23 protein-coding genes are annotated in these 23,998 nt (G+C 71.7%); 12 read left to right on the top strand and 11 right to left on the bottom strand.

What is annotated here, in order from left to right; translation table 11 throughout:
- The first annotated feature begins 134 nt into the window (after nucleotides 1–134).
- From pstC to pstB, 3 genes are read left to right on the top strand one after another with little or no spacing between them, the layout of a single operon-like run.
- Nucleotides 135–1,112, top strand: a complete 978-nt coding sequence (pstC, locus tag ACFVUY_RS41090) for a phosphate ABC transporter permease subunit PstC (RefSeq protein WP_360355288.1) — start codon at nucleotides 135–137, stop codon at nucleotides 1,110–1,112.
- Nucleotides 1,109–2,179: a phosphate ABC transporter permease PstA gene (gene pstA, locus ACFVUY_RS41085; RefSeq protein ID WP_387695501.1), complete on the top strand. Its 1,071-nt coding sequence runs from the start codon at nucleotides 1,109–1,111 to the stop codon at nucleotides 2,177–2,179. The genes pstC and pstA overlap by 4 nt, the downstream gene beginning before the upstream one ends.
- A 42-nt stretch (nucleotides 2,180–2,221) precedes the next feature.
- The gene (gene pstB / locus ACFVUY_RS41080; RefSeq protein WP_359914169.1) at nucleotides 2,222–2,998 is read left to right on the top strand and encodes a phosphate ABC transporter ATP-binding protein PstB; all 777 of its coding nucleotides are present in this window, start codon (nucleotides 2,222–2,224) and stop codon (nucleotides 2,996–2,998) included.
- A gap of 159 nt (nucleotides 2,999–3,157) precedes the next feature.
- On the opposite strand, the gene ACFVUY_RS41075 is transcribed toward pstB, so the two are convergent.
- Nucleotides 3,158–4,153: an inorganic phosphate transporter gene (locus ACFVUY_RS41075; RefSeq protein ID WP_359914171.1), complete on the bottom strand. Its 996-nt coding sequence runs from the start codon at nucleotides 4,151–4,153 to the stop codon at nucleotides 3,158–3,160.
- 5 nt (nucleotides 4,154–4,158) lie between these two features.
- Nucleotides 4,159–4,779 carry a DUF47 family protein gene (locus ACFVUY_RS41070; RefSeq protein WP_359914173.1) on the bottom strand — a complete coding sequence of 207 codons (621 nt, stop codon included), beginning with the start codon at nucleotides 4,777–4,779 and terminating at the stop codon, nucleotides 4,159–4,161.
- Nucleotides 4,780–5,138: 359 nt separating this feature from the next.
- Between ACFVUY_RS41070 and ACFVUY_RS41065 the strand changes: the two genes are divergently transcribed.
- Entirely contained in the window at nucleotides 5,139–5,507 is a 369-nt protein-coding gene (locus tag ACFVUY_RS41065; protein ID WP_359914176.1) for a metal-sensitive transcriptional regulator, read from the top strand.
- A gap of 145 nt (nucleotides 5,508–5,652) precedes the next feature.
- On the opposite strand, the gene ACFVUY_RS41060 is transcribed toward ACFVUY_RS41065, so the two are convergent.
- Nucleotides 5,653–5,841 carry a hypothetical protein gene (locus ACFVUY_RS41060; RefSeq protein ID WP_359914178.1) on the bottom strand — a complete coding sequence of 63 codons (189 nt, stop codon included), beginning with the start codon at nucleotides 5,839–5,841 and terminating at the stop codon, nucleotides 5,653–5,655.
- Nucleotides 5,842–6,058: 217 nt separating this feature from the next.
- On the bottom strand, nucleotides 6,059–6,958 hold the full coding sequence (locus tag ACFVUY_RS41055) for a hypothetical protein (protein ID WP_387737095.1): 900 nt from the start codon (nucleotides 6,956–6,958) through the stop codon (nucleotides 6,059–6,061).
- 133 nt (nucleotides 6,959–7,091) lie between these two features.
- Between ACFVUY_RS41055 and ACFVUY_RS41050 the strand changes: the two genes are divergently transcribed.
- Entirely contained in the window at nucleotides 7,092–7,283 is a 192-nt protein-coding gene (locus ACFVUY_RS41050; RefSeq protein WP_387695504.1) for a hypothetical protein, read from the top strand.
- Nucleotides 7,284–7,357: 74 nt separating this feature from the next.
- Here the strand turns inward: ACFVUY_RS41050 and ACFVUY_RS41045 are convergent, their stop codons facing one another.
- Together ACFVUY_RS41045 and ACFVUY_RS41040 are read right to left on the bottom strand one after the other, a co-directional pair.
- Nucleotides 7,358–8,080, bottom strand: coding sequence for a phosphatase PAP2 family protein (locus ACFVUY_RS41045; RefSeq protein ID WP_387695505.1), 723 nt, complete (start codon nucleotides 8,078–8,080; stop codon nucleotides 7,358–7,360).
- A gap of 193 nt (nucleotides 8,081–8,273) precedes the next feature.
- Entirely contained in the window at nucleotides 8,274–9,482 is a 1,209-nt protein-coding gene (locus tag ACFVUY_RS41040; RefSeq protein WP_387737094.1) for an NlpC/P60 family protein, read from the bottom strand.
- A 239-nt stretch (nucleotides 9,483–9,721) separates the two neighbouring features.
- Here ACFVUY_RS41040 and ACFVUY_RS41035 point away from each other — a divergent pair, with 239 nt between their 5' ends.
- From ACFVUY_RS41035 to ACFVUY_RS41010, 6 genes are all read left to right on the top strand, one after another.
- A complete protein-coding gene (locus ACFVUY_RS41035) occupies nucleotides 9,722–10,072 on the top strand; it encodes a hypothetical protein (protein WP_359914191.1) in 351 nt (116 codons plus the stop codon).
- Nucleotides 10,073–10,238: 166 nt separating this feature from the next.
- Nucleotides 10,239–11,048, top strand: coding sequence for a hypothetical protein (locus ACFVUY_RS41030; RefSeq protein WP_387737093.1), 810 nt, complete (start codon nucleotides 10,239–10,241; stop codon nucleotides 11,046–11,048).
- A 52-nt stretch (nucleotides 11,049–11,100) separates the two neighbouring features.
- The gene (locus ACFVUY_RS41025) at nucleotides 11,101–12,333 is read left to right on the top strand and encodes a hypothetical protein (RefSeq protein ID WP_387695508.1); all 1,233 of its coding nucleotides are present in this window, start codon (nucleotides 11,101–11,103) and stop codon (nucleotides 12,331–12,333) included.
- Between the two features lie 7 nt (nucleotides 12,334–12,340).
- Nucleotides 12,341–13,915 carry an SCO6880 family protein gene (locus ACFVUY_RS41020; protein ID WP_387695509.1) on the top strand — a complete coding sequence of 525 codons (1,575 nt, stop codon included), beginning with the start codon at nucleotides 12,341–12,343 and terminating at the stop codon, nucleotides 13,913–13,915.
- A gap of 70 nt (nucleotides 13,916–13,985) precedes the next feature.
- A complete protein-coding gene (locus ACFVUY_RS41015; RefSeq protein WP_387695510.1) occupies nucleotides 13,986–15,335 on the top strand; it encodes an ATP-binding protein in 1,350 nt (449 codons plus the stop codon).
- 196 nt (nucleotides 15,336–15,531) lie between these two features.
- The gene (locus ACFVUY_RS41010; protein WP_387737092.1) at nucleotides 15,532–17,331 is read left to right on the top strand and encodes a bifunctional metallophosphatase/5'-nucleotidase; all 1,800 of its coding nucleotides are present in this window, start codon (nucleotides 15,532–15,534) and stop codon (nucleotides 17,329–17,331) included.
- Here ACFVUY_RS41010 and ACFVUY_RS41005 read toward each other — a convergent pair.
- From ACFVUY_RS41005 to ACFVUY_RS40985, 5 genes are all read right to left on the bottom strand, one after another.
- Nucleotides 17,238–18,848 (bottom strand): sensor histidine kinase, encoded by a 1,611-nt coding sequence (locus ACFVUY_RS41005; protein WP_387737091.1) that lies wholly within the window; start codon nucleotides 18,846–18,848, stop codon nucleotides 17,238–17,240. The two genes, ACFVUY_RS41010 and ACFVUY_RS41005, sit on opposite strands and share 94 nt — an antisense overlap.
- Nucleotides 18,845–19,615: a response regulator transcription factor gene (locus tag ACFVUY_RS41000; RefSeq protein ID WP_387737090.1), complete on the bottom strand. Its 771-nt coding sequence runs from the start codon at nucleotides 19,613–19,615 to the stop codon at nucleotides 18,845–18,847. Before ACFVUY_RS41000 ends, ACFVUY_RS41005 begins: the two co-directional genes overlap by 4 nt.
- Nucleotides 19,616–19,683: 68 nt before the next feature.
- Nucleotides 19,684–20,931 (bottom strand): S1C family serine protease, encoded by a 1,248-nt coding sequence (locus tag ACFVUY_RS40995; protein WP_387737089.1) that lies wholly within the window; start codon nucleotides 20,929–20,931, stop codon nucleotides 19,684–19,686.
- 115 nt (nucleotides 20,932–21,046) lie between these two features.
- On the bottom strand, nucleotides 21,047–22,105 hold the full coding sequence (locus ACFVUY_RS40990; RefSeq protein ID WP_387695514.1) for a LacI family DNA-binding transcriptional regulator: 1,059 nt from the start codon (nucleotides 22,103–22,105) through the stop codon (nucleotides 21,047–21,049).
- A 148-nt stretch (nucleotides 22,106–22,253) separates the two neighbouring features.
- Nucleotides 22,254–22,985, bottom strand: coding sequence for a response regulator transcription factor (locus ACFVUY_RS40985; RefSeq protein WP_387695515.1), 732 nt, complete (start codon nucleotides 22,983–22,985; stop codon nucleotides 22,254–22,256).
- A gap of 718 nt (nucleotides 22,986–23,703) precedes the next feature.
- Here ACFVUY_RS40985 and ACFVUY_RS40980 point away from each other — a divergent pair.
- The gene (locus ACFVUY_RS40980) at nucleotides 23,704–23,997 is read left to right on the top strand and encodes a MoaD/ThiS family protein (protein WP_387737088.1); all 294 of its coding nucleotides are present in this window, start codon (nucleotides 23,704–23,706) and stop codon (nucleotides 23,995–23,997) included.
- Nucleotide 23,998 lies beyond the last annotated feature (1 nt).

Below are 23,998 nucleotides of genomic sequence, written 5' to 3'. Positions count from 1 at the left end.
GTGGAGCGGCCCCGTGAGCGAGGGGGGCCGGGGCCGCCCCACCGGAACGGACCACACCCAGCACCACGTCCGGGGCACCGCCGCCATGGTGCCGTCCCCCTTCCGGGGCGGCACCACCAGACCGGAGTAGACCAATGACTTCATCCTCCCCTGCCGCCCCGCGAGGCAGGGAACGCCGGCCGCGCGACAGCCGGGTCGGCGACAAGATCTTCATGAACCTCGCCCGGGGCTCGGGCATCCTCCTGCTGGTCGTCATGGCCGCCATCGCCGCGTTCCTGACCTGGCGGTCGGTCCTGGCCCTGACCACCAACGAGGGCAACTTCCTCACCAGCTTCGAGTGGACGCCGGACGCCCCGAAGCCCGTCTTCGGCATCGCCGTCCTGGCCTTCGGCACCATCGTCAGTGCCGTGATCGCGATGGCGATTGCCGTCCCGGTGGCCATCGGGATCGCGCTGTTCATCTCGCACTACGCGCCGCGCAGGATCGCCCAGCCGTTCGCCTACCTGGTCGACCTGCTCGCCGCCGTCCCCAGCATCGTCTACGGCCTCTGGGGCGCGCTTTTCCTGGTCCCGCACATGGACGGCCTGACCAGCTGGCTCAACGAGTACCTGGGCTGGACGTACATCTTCGACCAGACCAGGACCGGCACCCCGCGCAACCTGTTCACCGTCGGCATCCTGCTGGCGATCATGGTCCTGCCGATCATCACCGCGGTCTCCCGCGAGGTGTTCCGCCAGGTGCCGCGGATGCACGAGGAGGCGGCGCTCGCGCTCGGCGCGACCCGCTGGGAGATGATCCGCACCGCGGTGCTGCCGTTCGGCCGCCCCGGCATCATCTCGGCCTCGATGCTCGGCCTCGGCCGCGCGCTCGGCGAGACCATCGCGGTCGCGGTGGTGCTCTCCGCCAGCAACGTTCTGTCGCTGCACATCCTCGACGCGGGCGGCGGCACCTTCGCGCAGAACATCGCGCTGAAGTTCGCCGAGGCCGGTGACAACGGCCGCAACGCGCTGATGGCCTCCGGCCTCGTCCTGTTCGTCATCACCCTGCTGGTGAACGGTGCCGCGCGACTGATCATCGCCCGCCGCAAGGAGTACTCGGGGGCCAACGCATGACCGTCACCGCCGTCATCGAGGACGCCCGGCCGGTCGGCCGTCCGCTGACCGCCAACCGACTGCCCAAGTGGGCCCCGGCCGCCGTGGCCGTCGGCTCGATCGCCCTCGGCTGCGGGATCGGCGTGGCCGGCGGGCTGGCCAGCCACCTCCAGTGGGGCCTGATCTCGGCCCTGCTCTTCGTCCTGATCAGCTACGTCCTCTCGGCCCGGGTCGAGGGCCGCCGGCAGGCCAAGGACCGCTTCGCCACCTCGGTGGTCTGGGTCGCCTTCATCCTGGCCGTCGTCCCCCTGGTCGCCCTGACCTTCTACACCGTCCAGCAGGGCATCGGGGTGGTCGACGGGAACTTCCTGAGCCACTCCATGAAGGGCGTGATCCAGTCCGGTCCCGGCGGTGGCATCTACCACGCGCTGATCGGCACCCTGGAGCAGGTCGCCCTGGCCACCGCGATCGCGGCCCCGATCGGGCTGCTGACCGCCGTCTACCTGGTCGAGTACGGCCGCGGCACGCTCGCCAAGGCGGTCACCTTCTTCGTCGACGTCATGACGGGCATCCCGTCGATCGTCGCCGGTCTGTTCATCCTCTCGCTCTGGAACCTCGCCCTGGGCTTCAGCTACTCCGGCTTCTCGGGCAGCCTCGCGCTGGCGATCCTGATGATGCCGGTCGTGGTCCGGTCCACCGAGGAGATGCTGAAGCTCGTCCCGAACGAGCTGCGCGAAGCCTCGTACGCGCTCGGCGTGCCGAAGTGGAAGACCATCCTGCGGATCGTCATCCCCACCGCGATCGGCGGCATCACCACCGGTGTGATGCTCGCGGTCGCCCGCATCACGGGCGAGACCGCCCCGGTGATGATGCTGGTGTTCGGCGCCGACTACATCAACAACAACCCGTTCGACGGACCGCAGCAGTCCCTGCCGATGTACATCTGGACCCAGTACTCGCAGGTCAACAACGACTTCGGCTACGCCCGTGCCTGGGGCGCGGCGCTGGTGCTGATCGCCTTCGTGATGGGGCTCAACCTCGTCGCCCGGGGCATCGCACGCTGGCGCTCGCCCAAGGGCGGGCACTGAGCGACCGACTGACGTACGAGACAGACGAGAGAAGCAACGATCATGGCCAAGCGCATCGACGTCAGCGGACTGTCGGCCTACTACGGCACCACCAAGGCCATCGAGGACATCTCGATGAGCATCGAGCCCCGCTCGGTGACCGCCTTCATCGGCCCGTCCGGCTGCGGCAAGTCCACCTTCCTCCGGACCCTGAACCGGATGCACGAGGTGATCCCGGGCGCCCGGGTCGAGGGCAAGGTCCTCCTGGACGACGAGAACCTCTACGCCTCCAACGTCGACCCGGTCGCCGTGCGCCGCTCGGTCGGCATGGTCTTCCAGCGCCCCAACCCCTTCCCGACCATGTCGATCTACGACAACGTGATCGCGGGTCTGCGGCTCTCCGGCGTGAAGAAGAAGTCCGTGCTGGACGAGGTGGTGGAGCGTTCGCTGAAGGGCGCCAACCTCTGGAAGGAGGTCCACAACCGGCTGAACAAGCCGGGGGCCGGCCTCTCCGGCGGTCAGCAGCAGCGCCTGTGCATCGCCCGCGCCATCGCAGTCGAGCCCCAGGTCCTGCTGATGGACGAGCCCTGCTCCGCGCTCGACCCGATCTCCACCCTCGCCATCGAGGACCTGATCGGCGAGCTCAAGGAGCAGTTCACCATCGTCATCGTGACCCACAACATGCAGCAGGCGGCCCGCGTCAGCGACCGCACCGCCTTCTTCAACCTGGCCGGCGTCGGCCAGCCGGGCAAGCTGGTCGAACTGGACGACACCCAGCGGATCTTCTCCAACCCGCAGGTCCAGGCCACCGAGGACTACATCTCCGGCCGCTTCGGCTAGACCGGAGCCCGTCACGGGCGGCGCCGAGGCGCCGGGACGCGTGACGGACCGCGAGCTGTCCCGCGGTGCTGCATGGCGGTGCCGCCGCGGGACATGGAAAAGGGCCCGCCCCCGAGATGTGGGGGCGGGCCCTGTCCGTTCGTGCGTCCTGCGGGGCCGTCAGCCCCAGAACAGGTGGACGAACCAGTACATCAGCGCTGCGACGACGGCGGCCGCCGGCATCGTGATGAACCAGCCGAGCACGATGTTCTTCGCGACGCCCCAGCGCACCGCGCGGATCCGCTTGGTGGCCCCCGCGCCCATGATCGCCGCGGTGATCACGTGGGTGGTGGAGATCGGCGCCTTGAAGACGAACGACGAGATGTACATGACCGTCGCGGAGGTGGCCTCGGCGGCGAAGCCCTGCGGCGGGTCCAGCTCGATGATCTTCCGGCCGAGCGTCCGCATGATCCGCCAGCCGCCCGCGTAGGTGCCCAGCGAGAGCATCGTCGCGCAGGAGATCTTCACCCAGACCGGAATGCCGTTGCCGGACTGGTGGCCGGAGATGGTCAGTGCCATGACCACGATGCCCATCGTCTTCTGGGCGTCCTGGAGGCCGTGCGCCAGGGCCATCGCGGCGGCCGAGGCGGTCTGGGCGACCCGGAAGTTGCGCTTGGCCCGGTGCGGGTTGGCCCGGCGGAAGATCCACAGGATCGCCAGCATCACCAGGAAGCCGCCGACCAGGCCGACCACCGGCGAGACGAACATCGGGATGACGATCTTGTCGAGGACCCCGCTCCAGATCACCTCGGTGCCGCCGGCCAGCGCCGCGCCCACCATGCCGCCGAACAGCGCGTGCGAGGAGGAGGACGGGAGGCCGAAGTACCACGTGACCAGGTTCCAGGCGATCGCCCCGACCAGGGCCGCGAACAGGATCGCCATCCCCTGGTTGCCGGTGGGGGTCTCGATGATCCCCTGGGAGACGGTGTGCGCCACGCCGCTGCCGAGGAACGCGCCCGCCAGGTTCATCACCGCGGCCATCGCCAGCGCCGCCCGGGGGGTGAGCGCCCGGGTGGAGACCGACGTGGCGATCGCGTTCGCCGAGTCGTGGAAGCCGTTGGTGTACGTGAAGAAGAACGCAACGCCGATGACGGCGATGAGTGCTGCCATGTCCACGGGGGTCAGGACTCCTTGACGGCGATGGTCTCCACCGTGTTGGCGACGTGCTCGAACGCGTCCGCCGCCTCCTCAAGGACGTCCACGACCTGCTTGAGCTTGAGGACCTCGATGGCGTCGTACTGACCGGAGAACAGGTGGGCGAGCAGCTTGCGGTGGATCTGGTCGGCCTGGTTCTCCAGACGGTTGACCTCGATCCAGTACTCGGTGAGGTTGGACATGCTGCGCAGGTTCGGCATCGCCTCGGCGGTGAGCTCCGCGGCGCGCGCCAGTACCTCGATCTGCTGCTCGACGCCCTTCGGCAGGGTCTGGATGTCGTAGAGGACGACCAGGTCGACGGCTTCCTCCATGAAGTCCATGATGTCGTCCAGCGACGAGGCGAGGCTGTAGATGTCCTCGCGGTCGAAGGGCGTGATGAAGGACGAGTTCAGCTGGTGGAAGACGGCATGGGTGGTGTCGTCCCCGGCGTGCTCGGCGGCGCGCATGCGCTCGACGATCTCCGCACGGGCCGACACGTCTGATCCCAGCAGCTCCAAAAGGAGCTTCGATCCGACGACGAGGTTCTCCGCCGCGGCGGCGAACATGTCGTAGAAGCTCGTCTCCTTCGGGGTCAGGCTAAAACGCACGGAAATCTCCGATGTGCGGGGTAGGGACTGAACGATGCTAGGTGCAACCGAACGCAATCACGCAAACGGGGTGTCGGGAAAGGAGCCGGAACCTCCCCTTCCGTTCGGCCGCCGCACCGGCTGATCCAGGCGCACCACCACACGTGGACGCGAGCCCCAGTCTGACGGAACCTCGCCCGGATTGTCCCCGTCGTGCGCACCGGAGAACGGGGCGCCGCTCAGACGGGTGAACCGCCGGGAGCCCCCTCCAGGACCCCCGCGGCACATGCCGGGACGGCCGTCGGAACACCACGGAGGGCCCCGGTGTTGGACACTTGTGGCCGACGCAGCCACCAGGCACTGAGACGAAGGCGGGGCCGATGACCACGACGCAAGCGCGCAGCGAGCCGGAGCACGCGCAGGGGACCGAGCCGCCCGCCGGCCAGGCCCCGGCCGGGCACCACGGCCCGCACGGCTACAGCGCGCAGAAGGACGCCCACCTCAAGCGGCTGCGCCGGATCGAGGGCCAGATCCGCGGCCTCCAGCGCATGGTCGACGAGGACGTCTACTGCATCGACGTGCTCACCCAGGTCTCGGCGGGCACCAAGGCGCTGCAGTCCTTCGCGCTCTCCCTGCTGGAGGAGCACCTGCGGCACTGCGTCGCCGCGGCCGCCGAGGAGGGCGGCGCCGAACTGGATGCCAAGGTGGCGGAGGCCACCGCCGCGATCAGCCGCCTGCTGCGCAGCTGAGCCGCCGGGCCGGCCGCTTCGCTCCGGGGGCGCGTCGCTCCCGGAGCGGGCCCACCCGTGGCGCGTGCGGGGCCGCGTCGCACCGGGGCCGCGTCGCTCCCGGAGCCCGTGTCGCGTCCGGAGTCCGCCTCGCGCCCGGAGCCCGCTAGCCGTCGGCCTCCCGGTCGCACTGCCCGGGTTCGGACCGGTCCAGCAGCACCTCGTCGATCCGCTCGGTCGGCAGCCGGTCGCCGGAGCTGGCCGTCGCGGCGATCATCAGCTCGCCGGCCAGATCGATCTCGTCGAGGGCCGCGTCGTCGTGGCCGCCGCTGCGGCCGCCCGTGGACGACACCACCTGCACCACCCCTTCAGTGCCTCGCCAGCCCGGGCGGCAGCCACCCGGAGTCCAGCCTAGGCACTTCGGGGCCCGTCCACATGGCACGGACGGGCCATCTCGGCGCCGCCGAAACGGGTGGCAGCCGCTCCCCGGACGGCCACCCGCCCCGGCGGCACCCCGTCTCGCCCCGGCGCCGGAGCGCTGCCCCGGCGGCCCGGGGCGCGTCGGACCAGCCCTACTTCGGGCTCTCCGTGGGCTTCATCCGGTAGATGTCCGAGGCCGAGGGCTCGGCCGCCTCCACCGGCTTGCCGAAGTCCGACAGCGAGGTCGTCGACGTCACCTTCACCTGGTCCTTGGGCTCCTTCGACCCGGCCACCCCGGCGAAGGTGAACACCTCGACCACCTTGCGCAGCCGGCCCTGGTCGTCCAGCCAGGCGTCGTACGGGACGTCCTTGACGGTGAAGGTCTGCGCGCCCGTCCGCAGGCCGTCCCCGCCCCTGCCGCCCGTCGCGTCGGCCGCCTTCACCAGGTCCAGGGTGCCCCGGAAGTGGTGCAGCGCCACCCCGTCGACGGTCTCGGTGCCCATCGCCTCCGCCTTCTGCGCCCCGCGCAGCGCCCCCGCCGCCGAGGCCGGGTCGGTGGCGCCGCTGCTTACCAGGTTGCCGTCCGGCAGCTGGCGTACGTCCAGCTTGACCCACTTGCCCGCGGGGACCTTGGCGCCGCTGTTCTGGAGGTAGACGGTGCCCGGCAGGACCACCTCGACGATCTTCCCGGTGGTCGCCGCACCCGGCGGCACCTGGACCTCCAGCCGGCCGATCCGCTTGACGTAGTCGTAGCCGCCGGTGCCGCTGAACGAGGCCTTCTTCTCGGTCGACTCGGTGACCAGCTCGGTCGCGGCGTGCGCGGAGCCGGTGCGGCCGGTGATGTCGGGGGCGTTGCGCACCGCCGTCAGCGCGTCCGCGGCGAGCTGGTCGGGGGCGCCCGACTGCTGGTCGGAGGAGCCGTCGACGGGGCCGGCGGAGCAGCTGGCGGCCCCCGCCGCCAGGACGGCGGTGAGCAGGGCGGCCCCCGCCGCCGAGCGCAGGTGCGGACCCGGCCGGCGTGCCGACCGTCCGGTGCGCTGCTGGTCGGTCATCTTCATCCTCGCGACAACCCCCTCGGGCCCGACTGCCCCGCCGGCCACCACCGGGCGGGCAGAGCTCTTTCCGGGCAAACGAGTTGGGGCGCCAAGGGTTACGGGGGCCGGTGCGGGCGCTACCGTGAACCACGTGCACAGTGAGCTGCCGACGGCACCCGGCACCGCCCGGATGCCCGAACACCGCCTCGTGGTCGGCGAGCGCGGATCCTTCGCCTTCGCGACCTGCAGCTGCGGCTGGTACTCCCCGGCCCGCCGCTCGCGCGATCTGGTCCGCCGCGAGGGGGCCGACCACCTCGCCGAGAACGGCGCCGGACCGGACTGACCCCACCGGGCCCAGGACACCTCGTCGGCGCCGGGCCCTGGACACCTGCGCGGCGCCGGGCCCGGGGGACGGCGTCAGGCCGCGAGGTCGGACTCCGGCGGCTGCTCCCCGGCCCGCACCGCCCCGCGCCCGCGGCGACGGCCGCGCGGACCGGCCCCGACGCGGGCCGCACCGCCGCGCTCGGGCGCCCGGATCAGCGGGGCGACCACCGTGCGGCTCAGCGCGTGGCAGAACGGCACCAGCACCGCCATCGCGATCGGCGCCAGCAGCAGCACCACGGCGACGGCGAGCGCGAAGCCGCCGATCACGTCGGTCGGGTAGTGGACGCCCATGAACATCCGGCAGAAGCCCTGGAGGAGCGCCAGCCCGCCGGCGATCCAGCCCAGCCTGCGGTTCACCAGGAACAGCGCCACCGCGACACCCATGGTCATGGTCGAGTGGTCGCTGACGAAGGAGTGGGTGCCGGCCTTGCCGTCCACCAGCACCAGCAGCCCGGGATGGTCGACGAAGGGACGCGGGCGGTTCACGATCGCGGCGATCGGCAGGTTGGCCAGCTCGGCGACGGCCACCGAGAGCGGCACCCAGAGCAGCCCGGCCACCGCCACCGGCGCGTCCGGCCGGCGTCTGGCCTGGAGCCAGGCCACCAGGCCGAGCATCGCCAGGCCGATCAGGATGCCGTACTCGCCGATCCACGAGACCAGGTGGTCCAGCCACTGCGGGGAGCGCTTGGCCAGACCGTTGACGGCGTAGAGCAGGTCGAGGTCGGGGTTGGTCGTGTCGGCAAGCGGCGTCGACACGCCGCACCTCCTTCTGGTCCGCTGCACCTGTACGTTCCCGCCGGGGTCCGCCCGGCGCCGAAAGCTGACGAGGGACCACCGGACCCAACGTCATCGCCGGGACACAGCGTTCCACGGAAACGCGCGGTTATGGAAACTTGACTCAGCGTCCACAGCGCGCACACAGCTCCCCGCCGTCCCGGCCCCACCGCACCTACCGACCCGCCCCGGCGGGAGCCGGCCCGGCCGGTGCGGGCGGGGCGGCGACGGCCGACCGGGCGGGGGTCGCCGGGGCGCTTCCCGGCGCGCCGCCCTGGGGGAGGCCCTGGGTGCCGCCCTGGTTCCCCGCGGGGGCGGTGGGCTCCGTCCCGCCCGGGCGGGACGGAGCGTTGACCGCGCCGTCGTTGTTGCGGGTCGGCAGCGCCTGGGCCCCGTCCGAGGTGACCCGGGTCGCGCCGATGTACTCCCGGGTGTCGATCTTGTCGTAGCGGATCACCGCGCCGGTGTGCGGGGCGTTGATCATGTACCCGCCGCCCACGTAGATCCCGACGTGGTGGATGCTCCGCGGATCGCTCAGGTCCGTCGCCCAGAACACCAGGTCGCCCGGCCGCAGCTGATCGCGCGACGGGTGCGGCCCGGCGTACCACTGGTCGTTGGCCACGCGGGGCAGGGTGATGCCCACACTGGCGAACGCGGCCTGGGTCAGGCCCGAACAGTCGAACCGCCCGCTCTGCGAGGGCAGGCCCTCACCGCCCCACAGGTACGGGGTGCCAAGCTTGGTCTGCGCGAAGTAGATCGCGGCCGACGACTGCGGGGACACCTCCAGCGGCGCGGTCGGCGAGGTGGGCGCGGTGAAGCTGCGGGCCATCGCCTGGATGTTCCGCACGTAGCCCTGGGTCTCCTTGTACGGCGGCACCCCGTTGTACTTCTCCACCGCGCCCTCGCCGGCGTTGTAGGCCGCCAGCAGGTTGGCCTGGGGGTCGCCCGGGACCTTCGCGACCCGCTTGGCGATCGCGCAGTCGTAGGTCGCCGCCGAGGCGATCGCGTCCAGCGGGTCCCAGACGTCCGCCCTGCCGTCCCCGTTGCCGTCGGTGGCGTACGAGCTCCAGGTGCCCGGCATGAACTGCGCCATGCCCTGCGCCCCGACCCCGGAGCGCGCCCTGGGGTCGAAACCGCTCTCCTGGTACAGCTGCGCCGCGAGCATTGGCGGGGAGATCTCCGCGCAGAGCGCGCCCCACTTCTGGATCGGGTCCTGGTAGGCCGCGGGGACCGTTCCGGGGGAGAGGGCGGAACGATTCGCCGCCTGTTGCGGCGTCCCACTTGCCGCATAAGTCCCCATCGTCACCAGCCCGATGAACCCGAACGCAACAACTCCCGCAGCGGCGGCGGCCGTACCGGCCTTCCGGAGTACCATCAGCACCATCCCGACGAATCGTCAGTCGAAGTGTCCCGGAAGGCGTTGCTCACCGCAATCATCAGAGATACGAACAGTGAGCGCTATCCTTCGTACGGTGTACATCCTCGCGTACGTGTCCGATGCCTCACGACCGATTCGCGAGAAGTAGCCAAGTCGACATCAGATCTGGCCAAGAATAGGTACCGACCCTTCGCGCGGGCCGGGTCCGGGCCCTTGAATTTGCCTGATCGGGCGGTGAGATGGAAATGAACCTGAGCAGCGTGCACACCAATGCGGTCGGCCACCTGGCCGAGGACCCCCCCAAGAAGCCGAACATCGACACCATCATCGGCGGAATCGCCCCGGACTGGGGGCCGTTCGCGACCCTCGGGTCGGAGGCACGGGTGATGGTCGAGGTCATCATGGCCGTCGCCATCCTCCTCTGCCTCGGCATCGCGGTCTGGGGCGCGGCCAAGCAGCGGATCGGTGCGACCGCGATGCGCGACAGCTTCGGCGCCGAACAGGGCAAGGGACTGATCGTCGCCGGACTGACCGGCGTGTTCATCATCGGATCACTGGGCACCCTGTTCACCATTGTCTACGGCATGGCGATCTGACGATCGGACAGCAGTAGTCCGACCTGCCTGGGACCGGGTCCCCGCCCGGACCCCCTCCGACAGCCGACCCGCCAGGAATCCACCCCGTTCCCACCCCCCGTCCGCGCCCGCCCCCGGACGGAGGGCCCCCGGAGCCGCCCCGGCTCCCCGCACCAGGAGGGCCGCCGTGCCGTTGTCCGACGACCAGCCGCGCACCCGTACGCGCCTGCCGGTCGGCGAACAGTCCTCCCCCCCGTCGAACCACCGTCAGACCCGCCCGCTGCGCGCCCTGCTGGCCGTCCTGGCCGTCGTCACCCTGCTCGTGGTGGCCATCGCCGTCGCCAACCGCGTCACACCGAGCACCAGTACCGGCAGCGACGGCTCCTCCGCCGACCGCGCCGGATCCGGCGCCGGCCCCGCCCCCAGCGGCGACCAGCCCGTCGGCACCACCGTCAACGGCATCCCGACCGGCTACCCGCACACCGAACCGGGCGCCCAGTCCGCCGCCACCAACTACGCGGTGGTGATCGGCTCCGCGGACATGTTCCGCACCGACAGCCGGCACGGCATCGTCGCCACCATCACCGACCCGGGCGCCCTGGCCGGACTCCAGAGCCGGCTGGACCAGGGCTTCGGCGGCGACACCGCCACCCGCTACGGCCTCGACACCCAGGGCCACGCGCCCAAGGGCCTCACCTTCGTCAGCCGCACCGTCCCGGTCGGCACCAAATCGACGGGCTACAGCGAGGGCGACGCCAAGGTCGAGGTGTGGTGCACCGGCCTCACCGGCCTCGCCGGCGAACGCTCCGTCCAGCCGGTGACCACCAACTGGTTCACCCTCGCGCTCTCGCTGCACTGGACGGGCAGCGACTGGAAGCTCACCGACTACACCAGCAGGCAGGGCCCCGCGCCGGTGCCCGCAGACCAGCAGGCCGCCACCGCCGATGAGATCACCGGCGCCGTCCAGCAGTTCGGGGGGTTCCGTTTTGCACGTTGACCAGACCTCACGCCGTTCCGGCACACGGCGCCGTGTGGGCACCCTCGCCGGTGTGCTGGCCACCTTGCAGGTGGCGGCGCTGTCGGCGGCCCAGCGGGTGTTCGCCGAGCCTTCGCCGACGGCCACTCCGACGCCCAGCGCCAACGCCAATTGCCCTGACCTGCCGATCTCAGGGAACGGCATTCTCTGCGTGGACAAGCCCGGGGGGAGTTCCCTCCCTGGGAGCGGCACCGTCGGGGCCGTGACCGACCCGCTCGGGTCGTTGGCCAAGAGCTGTGCGCAGGCCGCGGCGTGGGTGGTGCGGAAGTTGTCGGGGGCGATCGACGGGACGACGCAGGTGGACTTCACCAATGCGTCGTTCCTGCAGCAGTACGCCGTGGTGTTCGCCGTGTCGACGGTGATCACGCTGGTGCTGTGGCTGCTGGCGGTGGCGAAGCGGGCGGTGCGGGGGGCGCCGTTGACGACGGCGTTCTCGGAGGCGATCGGCTTTCTGTGGCTGACGGTGGTGGCGTCCGCGTTCACGCCGTTGATCCTGTTCACCGTGGTGAGCGTGACGGACGGGCTGACCAAGGCGATAGCGGTCGGGACGAAGACGGACACCGGGTCGTACCTGGGCGGGTTCGCCGACACGCTGGAGAAGGGTGACGTGGGCGGCGGTCCGCTGATCCTGGTGATCGTGTCGCTGGTCGCGGTGCTGGCGGCGGCGGTGCTCTGGATCGAGCTGCTGATCCGGGCGGCGATGCTGTACGTCGGCGCGCTGCTGGGGACGGCGGTGTACGCGGGGCTGGTGGACCGGCAGCTGTGGAAGCACGTGCGGCGCTGGGCGGGCGTGATGCTGGCGGTGGATCTGGCGAAGCCGATCATCGTGGTCATCCTGGGCCTGGCGGGGGCGGTGGCGACGGGGTCCGGTGCCGACGACGACTTCGCCCGGGTGCTGTCCGGGTTGGCGATCCTGTTCCTGTCGATCTTCGCGAGTGCCTCGGTGTACCGCTTCGTGCCGGGCTTCGGCGACGAGCTGCTGAACATGCGGGGGGCCCGGGCCAACGCCGTGCAGGCCGGTTCGGCGATGATCAACGGCACCGCGAACCTGATGAAGCAGGGCATCACCACCCATGGCGACCGCGGTCCGCAGGGGGCCGGCACGGGTGGCGGGGGTGCCGGCGGCGGTTCGGTCGCGCCGGGCATCGCCGCCCACGCGGGCCGGACGCCGGCCCCGCCGCCGCAGGGCGGGCCGCCGCAGGCCCCGGTTCCGATCCGCGACAGCAATCCAGCGAAGGGAGGGTGACGGGTAAGTGAGCAGTGAACCGCTCGGCCAGTACGGTGCCCAGTACGCCCAGCCGTACGTGCACCAGCGCCGCACCTACCTGATCGGCAAGGCCCGCCCGAACGCGCCGATCGGCCGGAACCGGGAGTCCGGCGAGATCGTGCTGATCATCTTCGGGGCCTTCCTCGGCATGCTCTGGGGCCTGCTGATGCCGGTCCTGCCGCTGCGGATCGGCGGTCTGGTCGGTCTGCCGGCGCTCGCCATCGCGGCGGTGTACGTGCCGTACCGCAGGCGGACGTTCTACAAGTGGGTGGAGATCAACCGCACCTACCGCCGGACGGTCCGCAGCGGGCGGGCGGTGTGGCGTTCGGACGTGATGGACGCCGGCACCCGGCTGGACGGCCGGGAGGTGGAGGTGGGCCCGCCGCCCGGTGTGGGGCGGCTGCGCTGGCTGGCGGCGCCGTTCGGGCCGGACGAGGTCGGGGTGCTGATGCACCTGGAGCGGCGTACGGTGACGGCCGCGATCGAGATCGAGGGTCCGGGTGTCGGTCTGCGCGACTCGGAGGACCAGGAGGCCCTGGTCGACCGGTTCGGGACGCTGCTGAAGCACGTCGCCAACGGGGACGGTTTCGTGACCCGGTTGCAGATCCTGGCCCGGACCCTGCCGGCGGACCCGGACGCGCACGCCAAGGACGTCGAGCGGCGCGGTGACCCGTCCTCGCCGCGCTGGCTGCAGGACTCGTACGACCAGCTCCAGTCGATGGTGTCGACCTCCTCGGAGCAGCACCGGGCGTACTTGGTGGCCTGCATGCACTACACCCGTGACCTGGCGGCCGAGGCGCACGCGATGGGCCGGACGGCCACCGGGCGGCGGGCGCGGGACGACGAGGGGCTGGCGGCCGTGATGGCGCGCGAGCTGACGGACATCTGCGCCCGGCTGGCCGAGGCGGACATCCGGGTGCGCCAGCCGCTGGGCCAGGCCCGGCTGTCCTCGCTGCTGCACTCGATGTACGACCCGGACCACCCGATCGACCACATCCAGGCGATGTCCCGGCGCAACGCCTGGCCGGCCGAGCTGGACGCGACGCAGCCGCAGTACCTGCAGGCGAAGACCCGCGAGTCGGCGACCCGGGAGCCGTGGTGCCACGCCACCGCGTGGGTCAAGGAGTGGCCGCTCACCCCGGTGGGCGTCAACTTCCTGGCGCCGCTGCTGGTGCACACCCCGGACGTGATCCGGACGGTGGCGGTGACGATGGACCTGGAGCCCACCGACGTCGCGATCGAGCGGATGCTGACCGAGAAGACCAATGACGAGGCCGAGGCCAGCCGTGCGGCCAAGATGAACCGCACGGTGGACCCGCGCGACCTGGCCCACACCGGCCGGGTGGACCAGCGCGGCGACGACCTGGCCTCCGGCGCGGCCGGGGTGAACCTGGTCGGCTACATCACGGTCTCCTCGCGCAACCCCGACGCGCTGGCCCGCGACAAGCGGACCATCCGGGCCTCGGCCGGCAAGAGCTACCTCAAGCTGGAGTGGTGCGACCGCGAGCACCACCGGGCCTTCGTCAACACCCTCCCGTTCGCCACCGGCATCCGCCGCTGAGCGCACCGGCCGACCCGCGCACCCGCATACCCGCACGTCCGTCCACCGCTGACCCGTCAGGAGACCGCCCATGGCGCTCGGCAACCTCACCGATGCGTTCACCAGCCTGATGTTCGGCAAGGTGGAGACCACCCGCCTGCCGGTGCGCACCTCCACCGGCCAGGCGCAGGCCGTCTACCTGCCCACCGCCGCCCCGGGGCTGGGGGACTCGGGTGTGATCATCGGCCGCGAGGTGTACAGCGGCAAGGGGTACGTGTACGACCCGTTCCAGCTGTACGGGCAGCAGCTGCCCGCCCCGCACTGGCTGGTGCTCGGGGAGTCCGGCAACGGCAAGTCGGCGCTGGAGAAGACGTACGTGCTGCGGCAGCTGAGGTTCCGTGACCGCCAGGTCGTGGTGCTGGACGCGCAGGGCGAGGACGGTGTGGGCGAGTGGAACCTGATCGCCAACGCGCTGGGCATAAAGCCGGTCCGGCTGGACCCGATGGCGGCCCGGGACGGCGGGGTGAAGCTCAACCCGCTGGACCCGGCGATCACCCAGACCGGCCAGCTGTCGCTGCTGCGCACCATCGTCGAGGTGGCGATGGGGCGCGGGCTGGAGGAACGGGCCGGCTTCGCGCTGAAGGCCGCGCACGCCCATGTGGTGGCCTCGGTGCAGGACCGCCAGCCGGTGCTGAACGACATCATCGACACCCTGCGCAGCCCCGAGCTGTCCTCGGTGGAGTCGCTGGGCGTGGCGGTGGACGAGGTGCAGTCCTGGGGCCTGGACGTGGCGCTGGTGCTGGACCGGCTGGTCGACGGTGACCTGCGCGGCATGTTCGACGGGTCGACCACCGACGGCATCGACCTGGACGCGCCGCTGATCGTCTTCGACCTCTCGCACATCGACCGCAACTCGATCGCGATGCCGATCCTGATGGCGATCGTCGGGGTGTGGCTGGAGCACACCTGGATCCGGCCGGACCGGAAGAAGCGCATCTTCCTGGTCGAGGAGGCCTGGCACATCATCAACAGCCCGTTCGTGGCCCAGCTGTTCCAGCGGCTGCTGAAGTTCGGCCGCCGGCTCGGCCTGTCCTTCGTGGCGGTGGTGCACCACCTGTCCGACGTGGTGGACGGCGCGGCCGCGAAGGAGGCCTCGGCGATCCTGAAGATGGCCTCCACCCGGACGATCTACATGCAGAAGGCCGAGGAGGCGCGGGCCACCGGCCGGGTGCTGGGCCTGCCGCGCTGGGCGGTGGAGATCATCCCCACCCTGTCGCCGGGCATCGCGGTCTGGGACGTCAACGGCAATGTCCAGGTGGTCAAGCACATCATCACCGAGGCCGAGCGCCCGCTGGTCTACACCGACCGCGCGATGACCGAGGACGCGGTGGCCGAACGGGTGCGTGCGGAACGGCAGTTGGCTGCCGAGCCGGGCGTCTGAGCGGGGTTGTCGGGGTGCTTCCGCGCGGTCTCCGCATCCGGCGGACGGCGACGGTTCGTCAGTAGGTAATCCTCTCGTTACGTTCGACGTCCTGACAGCTACGCGCGTTGACCCTAGGCTTCGCAGTCGCAACACATGTTCGAACGCCGATGCTGTCCACAGCCGGTGCTCCTTCCAAGGTGCAGGGGAACCCTTCATGCTCACCGTCAGATCCCGACGGACGGCGCTCGCCGTCGTCGCCGCCGCAGGTCTGTTCGGCACGGTGGTCGTGCCGACGGCCGCCCAGGCCGCCGACGCCGACGCCAAGCGCCACAAGACCGTCAACCTCCAGCTGCTGGCGATCAACGACTTCCACGGCAACCTGGAGCCCCCGGCCGGTTCGTCCGGCACGATCAAGGAGATCGATCCGGCCACCGGCAAGGAGGTCGCCACCCCGGCCGGCGGCATCGAGTACCTGGCCACCGAGCTGCGCAAGGCGCGCATCCCGGCCGACGACTCGATCACCGTCGCGGCCGGCGACATCATCGGCGCCAGCCCGCTCACCTCGGCGCTCTTCCACGACGAGCCGACCATCGAGGCGATGGACAAGCTCGGCCTGGACGTCACCTCCGTGGGCAACCACGAGTTCGACGAGGGCGCGCAGGAGCTGCGCCGCATGCAGGACGGCGGCTGCCACCCGACCGACGGCTGCTACGAGCCCGGCCGCACCTTCAAGGGCGCCAACTTCAACTACCTGTCGGCCAACGTCACCGACGAGAAGACCGGCAAGCCGCTGCTGGCCCCGTACTGGATCACCAAGTCCCAGGGCGTGAAGGTCGGCTTCATCGGCGTCACCCTGGAGGGCACGCCGAACATCGTGACCGCCGAGGGCGTCAAGGGCCTGAAGTTCGCCAACGAGGTCACCACGATCAACAAGTACGCCGCCGAGCTCAAGGCCAAGGGCGTCAACTCGATCGTCGCGCTGATCCACGAGGGCGGGTACCCGGCCAGCAGCGTCTACAACTACGACTGCGGCGCGGCCGGCCAGGGCATCTCCGGCCCGATCGTCGACATCGCCAAGAAGATCGACCCGGCGGTCGGCGCCATCGTCACCGGCCACACCCACAACGCGTACGCCTGCAGCATCCCCGACCCCAACGGCGTCCCGCGCTCGGTGACCAGTGCCGCCTCCTTCGGCCGGCTCTTCACCGAGATCGACATGAAGCTGGACAAGACCACCGGCGAGATCGTGCGTCCCACGGTCAAGGCCGAGAACCACGTGGTGCGCCGCACGGTCGAGAAGGCGCCCGACATGACGGCGCTGGTCGACCGCTACTCCAAGCTGGCCGCCCCGATCGCCAACCGTCCGATCGGCTACATCGCCTCGGACATCAACGGCCGCGGCAACAGCGACCTGGAGAAGCCGCTCGGTGACGTGATCGCCGACGCGCAGCTCGCCGGGCTCGCCCCGGCCGACAAGGGCGGCGCGCAGGTCGCCTTCATGAACCCCGGCGGCATCCGCTCCGACCTGGTCTACAAGGCCTCCGGCGCCGAGGGCGACGGCGTGGTGACCTACGGCGAGGCGTTCACCGTCCAGCCGTTCACCAACATGATGCAGGTCAAGACGCTGACCGGCGCCCAGCTGATCCAGCTGCTCCAGCAGCAGGTGAGCGGCTCCAACACCGCCGCGCCGAAGGTCCTCCAGGTGTCCTCGAACCTGCACTACACCCTGGACATGCGCAAGACCGGCGCGGACCGGGTGGTCCTGGACTCGGTCCGGCTGAACGGTGCCCCGGTCGACCCGGCCGCCACCTACCGGGTCGCGGCCAACGAGTTCCTGGCCGGCGGCGGCGACGGCTTCCCGGCCTTCGCGGCCGGCACCGACAAGCTGGTCGGCGCCTCGGACCTGGACGTCTTCGCGACCTACCTGAGCGCCCACAGCTCGGCGGCCTCGCCGCTCCAGGCCCCGGCGCAGGACCGGATCAAGATCATCGGCCCGGGCAGCGACATCGACTGACCGTGAGCCGGCCCGGGAGGGGCGGGGCCGCCGGGCAGCCGGACGATGGCCAGCGCGCCCGGGCCGCCGTCGCCCGCCGGACCGAGCGTGACCTCGCCGCCCGCCTCCCGGACGCTCTGCGCGACGATCGACAGCCCGAGGCCGGAGCCGGGCAGCTGGCGCGAGGAGGGCGAGCGCCAGAACCGGTCGAAGACGTACTGGAGCTCGTCCGGAGGGATCCCGGGGCCGTGGTCGCGGACGGTCAGCACGCCCTGGTGCAGCCGGACCTCGATGGTGCCGCCGGGCGGGCTGTACTTGACCGCGTTGTCCAGCAGGTTGATCACCGCGCGTTCCAGCCCGGCCGCGTCGCCGTGCACGTACCAGGGCTCGGTGTCGGTCTCGAACACCAGGCCCGGGCCGCGCAGCTCGGCCCGCTCGACGGCCCGTCCGGCGATCTCGTGCAGGGCGACCACGGTGAGGGCCGGGCCGCTCTTCGGGGTGTCCGGGCGGGAGAGCTGGAGCAGGTCGCCGATCAGCAGGGTGAGCTCCTGCATCTGCGACTTCATGTTGCCGAGCAGCTTGGTCTTGGTCGCGGCGGGCAGCGGGCGGCCGGTGTCGTTGCTGCGGATCAGCAGGTCGACGTTGGTGCGCAGGGAGGTCAGCGGGGTGCGGAGCTCGTGCCCGGCGTCGGCTATCAGCCGGGTCTGCCGCTCGCGGGAGTTGGCGAGGGCGGTGCTCATCGAGTTGAAGGAGGTGGAGAGCCGGGCGATCTCGTCGTCCCCGTGGACCGGGATGGTGCTGCCGACCTCCTCGGTCCGGGCGATGTGCTCGACGGCGTCGGTGAGCTGGTCGACGGGCTTCAGGGCGGAGCGGGCGACCAGGCGGCCGGCGACGGCGGCGAGCAGGATGCCGCCGACGGAGACCGAGGCGAGGAGGATGGCGAGGCCCTGGAGGGAGTCCTCGACGGGTTGGGTGGAGGTGGCCACCATCAGCAGAGCGGGGCGTGACGAGAAGTGGGTCAGTGAAATACGGACGACCGCAGGAGTACCGTCGGTGAATTGGCCGTCACGGATGATCGATTGGCCGTTCCTGAGGCTGAACCCCGCCGAGTCACCGGGCATGACTACGATCGCCTTGGTCGCGTACGGGGGCAGGCAGACACCCGCCGGATTGGCCACGACGTACTGGGTGTCCCTGACGACTGCTGCGCTGTTCTCCGTAGCTGTGCTGCTCGGCTGGTTCTGCAGGGCGAGATCCGGCGTCGCGTAGCACGGGAGGCTGAGCACTCCGCGGGGCGGCGGCGGCAGCGTCGCGCCGGCCAGGTCGGCCCGCACCTGCCCGTACAGCTGCTTCTCCACGATGAACCAGCACGCCAGTGCCGACAGCGCGATCGCCACCGCCACCGCCGCGGCGCTCAGGAAGATGAGGCGGCTGCGCAGGGAGCGGGAGCGGAACCAGTGGAGGAGGCGCTGTCGGCGGTCGGGCGTGCGGGGCCGGGCCTGCGGAGGGGTCAGCGGAGGGGGCGGAACGTTGTTCACGCGCTCGTGCCGGCGGCCTGGCGCAGGGCGTAGCCGACGCCGCGTACGGTCTGGATCAGGCGGGGCATGCCGCCCTGCTCGGTCTTGCGGCGCAGGTACATCACGTACACGTCCAGAGAGTTGGAGGAGGGCTCGAAGTCGAAGCCCCAGACCGCCTTGAGGATCTGTTCGCGGGTGAGGACCTGGCGGGGGTGGGCGAGGAACATCTCCAGCAGCATGAACTCGGTGCGGGTGAGCTCGATCGGCTTGCCGGCCCGGGTGACCTCGCGGGTGGCGGTGTTCATCCGCAGGTCGGCGAAGGAGAGCATCTCGCTCTCGTCCTCGACGGCGGCGCGGGCGGCGGCCTCGGCGGCGAGGGCGTTGCGGCGCAGCAGGGCGCGGACGCGGGCGAGCAGTTCGTCGAGCTCGAAGGGCTTGGCGAGGTAGTCGTCGGCGCCGACGTCGAGGCCGGTGACGCGGTCGCCGACGGCGTCGCGGGCGGTCAGCATCAGGACCGGGACGGTGTCGCCGCGCGAGCGCATCCGGCGGACGGCGGTGAGGCCGTCCATCCGGGGCATCATGATGTCCAGCAGGACGAGGTCGGGCCGGTCGCGTTCGACGGATTCCAGGGCCTCGTAGCCGTCGGTGGCGGTGGCGACCTCGTACCCCTCGAAGGCGAGGCTGCTCTCCAGGGCGTCCCGGAGGGCGGGTTCGTCGTCGACCACGAGGAGCCGGGCGGAGGGGTGGCCGGCCTCGGCGGTGGTGCGGTCGTCGGCGGACGGGGTCATGGGCGGGTGCCCTTTCTCGTCGGGTGGAGGGCCTGCTGGGAGCAATTGTCCGTCTCAGCGAGTGTGGCTCACAGGTTCTGGCCGGCTTCGAGTTTCGGCAGGACCTGCTTGATGTCGTTGATCGGGATGGCGAAGCCGAGGCCGACGCTGCCGGCCGAGCCGCCGCCGGAGGAGCCGGAGCCGCCGGGCGCGTACATCGCCGAGTTGACGGCGATGACCTGGCCGCCGGCGTTGATCAGCGGGCCGCCGGAGTTTCCGGGGTTGAGCGCGGCGTCGGTCTGGAAGGCCTTGTAGGTGGTGCTGCTGCCGCCGGTGGGCTGCGGGGTGGTGCCGCGCAGGCCGGGGACGCCGGGCAGGAAGGGGAGGCCGAAGCCGCCGTTGTTGCTGGTGCTGCCCTCGTCGAGCTGGACGGTGACGTCGCGGTTCTCGGCGCTGATGATGCCGGAGGTGACGGTGCCGGTGAGTCCGTCGGGGTTGCCGATGGCGACGACCGGGTCGCCGACGGCCACGGCGGAGGAGTCGCCGAGGACGGCGGGGGTGAGGTTCTTGGCGCCGGTCGCGGTGATCACGGCGACGTCGAGGGCCTTGTCGGTGCCGGTGACGGTGGCCTGGGCGGTGGAGCCGTCCTTGAAGGTGACGGTGATCCGGCCGCCGGCGGTCGCGGTGTCGATCACGTGGTAGTTGGTGAGGATCCGGCCGTCGGTGTCGAGGACGACGCCGGTGCCGGTGGCGGTGCCGTTGCCGTTCTTGACGGTGATCTGGACGGTGCTGGGCGAGACGGCGGCGGCGATGGCGGCCACGTCGGCGCTGCCGTCGGAGCGGGCGGAGACCGGGCTGGCGATGGTGCCGACGCGGTTGTCGGTGCCCTGCCGGTCGGTGGCGACCAGGCCGCCGGTGACCCCGCCGAGGACGGCGGCGATCGCGGCGACGGCGGTGACCAGGGCGAGCCGTCCGCGCAGCAGTCCGCGCCGGGCCCGGTTGCCGTGGTCGCCGGGGCCCTCGGGGGAGCCCGGCCCGAGGATCGTGGGCGGCTCGGGCGGGGTGGGCGGGGGCGGCGGCGGGCCGTCGAAGACGCCGCCGGAGTGGTCCTCGCGGTAGCCGTACCCGGCCGGGCCGGTGGTGCCGTGGGCGTCGGGGGTCGGGCCGCCGCCGAGCACGGTGCCCTCGATCACCCGGGGCTCCGGGGCCCGGTCCGGGCCCTGCTGCTCGTACTGGCCGTACGGGCCGTACTGGCCGTACGGGTTGTGCCGCGGGTGGGACGCGTGGGGCTCGTACGGGCCGTACTGCTCGCCGGGGTACCGCTGCTGTTCGCTCATGCCGACCAAGCTCGTCCCGCTGCATGAGGAGTGCATGAGAACCGGCTCAGAACGGGGAGAGAAGCCCGTTGGATTCTCATAAAGCCTGGTCAGGCGGCCTGCCGAGCGGAATCGGCTACTCCGGTACGGATCGGTCCGGGGCGGAGCCGCCGCAGCCGCAGGAGCGGCGGATGACCAGCCGGGACGGGAAGGTGCGGACCCGCTCGGTGTCCGAGCCGGGCACCATCAGCGAGTCGTCCAGCACCAGGTCCACGGCGGCCCGGGCCATCGCGTCGCGGTCGGACGCGACGGTGGTCAGCGGCGGGTCGGCGAGCGCGGCCTCCGGCACGTCGTCGAAGCCGGCCACGGCGAGGTCCTCCGGGACCCGCAGGCCGACCTCGCGGGCGGCCCGCAGCACGCCGATCGCCTGGTCGTCGGTGGAGCAGAAGATCGCCCGCGGCCGGTCCGGCGAGCGGAGCAGGCCGAGCGCGACGTCGTAGGCGCCGTAGCGGTGGAAGGGCGCGTCGATCAGGTGCGGCTCGGTGGGGATGCCGTGCGCGTCCATGGCGCGCTGCCAGCCCTCGACGTGGTCGATGACCGGGTCGCCGGGGGCGGGGGACTCGACCGGGCCGCCGAAGCAGGCCACGTACGGGTGCCCGTGCACCTCCAGCAGGTGGCGCACCACGGCCTCGGCGCCCGCCACGTCGTCGGTGACCACCGCGACGTCGTCGATCGCCTCGGGCCGGCGGTGCAGCAGCACCACCTTGGCGCCCTCCATCGCGGCGAACTCCTCGGCGGCGCGCTGCGAGGGGCCCTGGCTGACCAGGATCAGGCCGGAGACGCGCATCCCGAGGAACGCGCGGACGTAGTGCACCTCGCGGTCGTCCACGTAGTCGGAGTTGCCGATCAGCACGAGCTTGCCGCGGTCGGAGGCGGCCCGTTCCACGGCGTGCGCCATCTCGGCGAAGAAGGGCTGGCGGGCGTCCGGGACGACCATGCCGATCAGGTTGGTGCGGCGGGAGGCCATCGCCTGGGCGACGCTGTTCGGCCGGTAGCCGAGCTGCTCGATCGCCGCGAGGACCTTCTCCCGGGTCGCGGGCGCGACCGGGCGCGGCCCGTTGTTGATGACGTAGCTGACGACCGCGGTCGAGGTACCAGCCAGCCGGGCTACATCGTCGCGCGTCACTTTGGCCACGGGGGGAGTCTACGCGTGTGGCCTCCGGGGCGGCAGTGGGGTCCGGGGCCCTGTTCGGCAGGCCGACGGGCCCCTCCGGGAGGAACCGGACAAGCCGGGCGGGCCGCGGCCCGCCCGGCTCCGGAGCGGTGTCCGGGCGGGCCCGGGCTCAGGCGTCCAGGTGGGTGGCGGGGCGCTGGGCGAGCTCCGGCCGCTCGCCCTTCTCGGGTTTCTCCGGGACGACGAAGCGGTAGCCGACGTTGCGCACGGTGCCGATCAGCTGCTCGTGCTCCACGCCGAGCTTGGCGCGCAGCCGCCGGACGTGCACGTCCACGGTCCGGGTGCCGCCGAAGTAGTCGTAGCCCCAGACCTCCTGGAGCAGCTGCGCCCGGGTGAAGACCCGGCCGGGGTGCTGCGCGAGGTACTTGATCAGCTCGAACTCCTTGAAGGTGAGGTCGAGCGCCCGGCCCTTGAGCTTGGCGGAGTAGGTGGCCTCGTCGACCGAGAGGTCGCCGTTGCGGATCTCCATCGGGCTGTCGTCGGTGACGACCTGGAGGCGGCCGAGGGCGAGCCGCAGCCGGGCCTCGACCTCGGCCGGGCCGGCGGTGTCCAGCAGGACGTCGTCGATGCCCCACTCGGCGGTGACGGCGGCCAGGCCGCCCTCGGTCACCACCAGGATCAGCGGGCAGCCGATGCCGGTGGAGCGCAGCAGCTGGCAGAGGCTGCGGATCTGCGGCAGGTCACGCCGGCCGTCGACCAGGATGACGTCCGCGCTGGGGGTGTCCACCAGGGCCGCGCCCTCGGCGGGCGCCACCCGGACGTTGTGGAGCAGCAGTCCGAGGGCGGGCAGCACCTCGGCGGAGGGTTGCAGCGCATTGGTGAGGAGGAGGAGAGAACTCATGCCCGGTGGTCCCCTTTCCGGGTCGTCGCGGTCGCGTTACGGCTGCCGCCACAGCCGGATGGCGCACGTGCTGAGGGGGAGGGGAGGACGACGGTCGGCCGCGGCGGACCGGGGGAGCGGACGGCGAGCAGGGCGCGACGGCGGGTCGGCCGGGGGTCCCGCAACCCCTGGCGCACCGTTTCTGCCCTGTTCATCACCGCGAACCCTCCGGTCTGGTCCGGTGCCGGGTGGCGGCCCGGTGCCGGTGGCGGTGCCCCGGCCGGCCGGGGCACGTCGTTGTGCCGCGTCAGGTGGGGCGGTTCCTGCTGCGCGCCGGGGGTGGGCCGACGAATCGCAAGAACGTCCGTACTGGCGTCCTGAAAGCACAAAAGGACCCGGGGGCGACTCTGCCCGGATCCCTCTTGGTGGTCGAGGATAGCCGACCGCCCCCTCCACCGGGAGTGCGGGAATCCGGCGGTTCGCCCAATTCGGGCGTGCGCCGGGTGAGGCTGGACACAGCTTCGAGCGCCGGTCCGGCGCGCCTCGGTGGCGCTCCGGTGCCTTTCTCCGGGCCGGCCCGGCCAGGGCGATTGCCGCTCGTGGCGGTGGACACGCCATCATGGGACGCACATCGAAGGCGCTGTTCGGGTCCATCGTTCGGGTGGTCGGGCGGCCGCTGAGGTGTCGAGCCGGACCGGGACACCGGCACCGGGCGAGGACGACGAGAAGGGGTGGCCCGATGGGCGTGACCACCGAGCCCGCGAGCGGCGCCCGGGCGCGCGGGACGATCCGCTACTGGGCGGCGGCGAAGTCCGAGGCCGGGCTGGCCGAGGAGCCGTACGAGGCGGCGACCCTGGCGGAGGCGCTGACGGCGGCCAGGGAGCGGCACGCCGGCCGGCCGAAGCTCGTCCGGCTGCTCGGGCACTGCTCGTACCTGGTCGACGGGGCCCAGGTGGGCGGCCGCGACCACGCGACCGTCGCCCTGTCCGAGGGCGGGACGGTGGAGGTCCTCCCCCCGTTCGCGGGAGGCTGAG

It is taken from the genome of Kitasatospora sp. NPDC058063 (assembly GCF_042885395.1).
In the GTDB taxonomy this organism is placed as follows: Bacteria; Actinomycetota; Actinomycetes; order Streptomycetales; family Streptomycetaceae; genus Kitasatospora; species Kitasatospora lactacystinica.
This window is presented reverse-complemented; position numbering and strand designations above follow the sequence as displayed.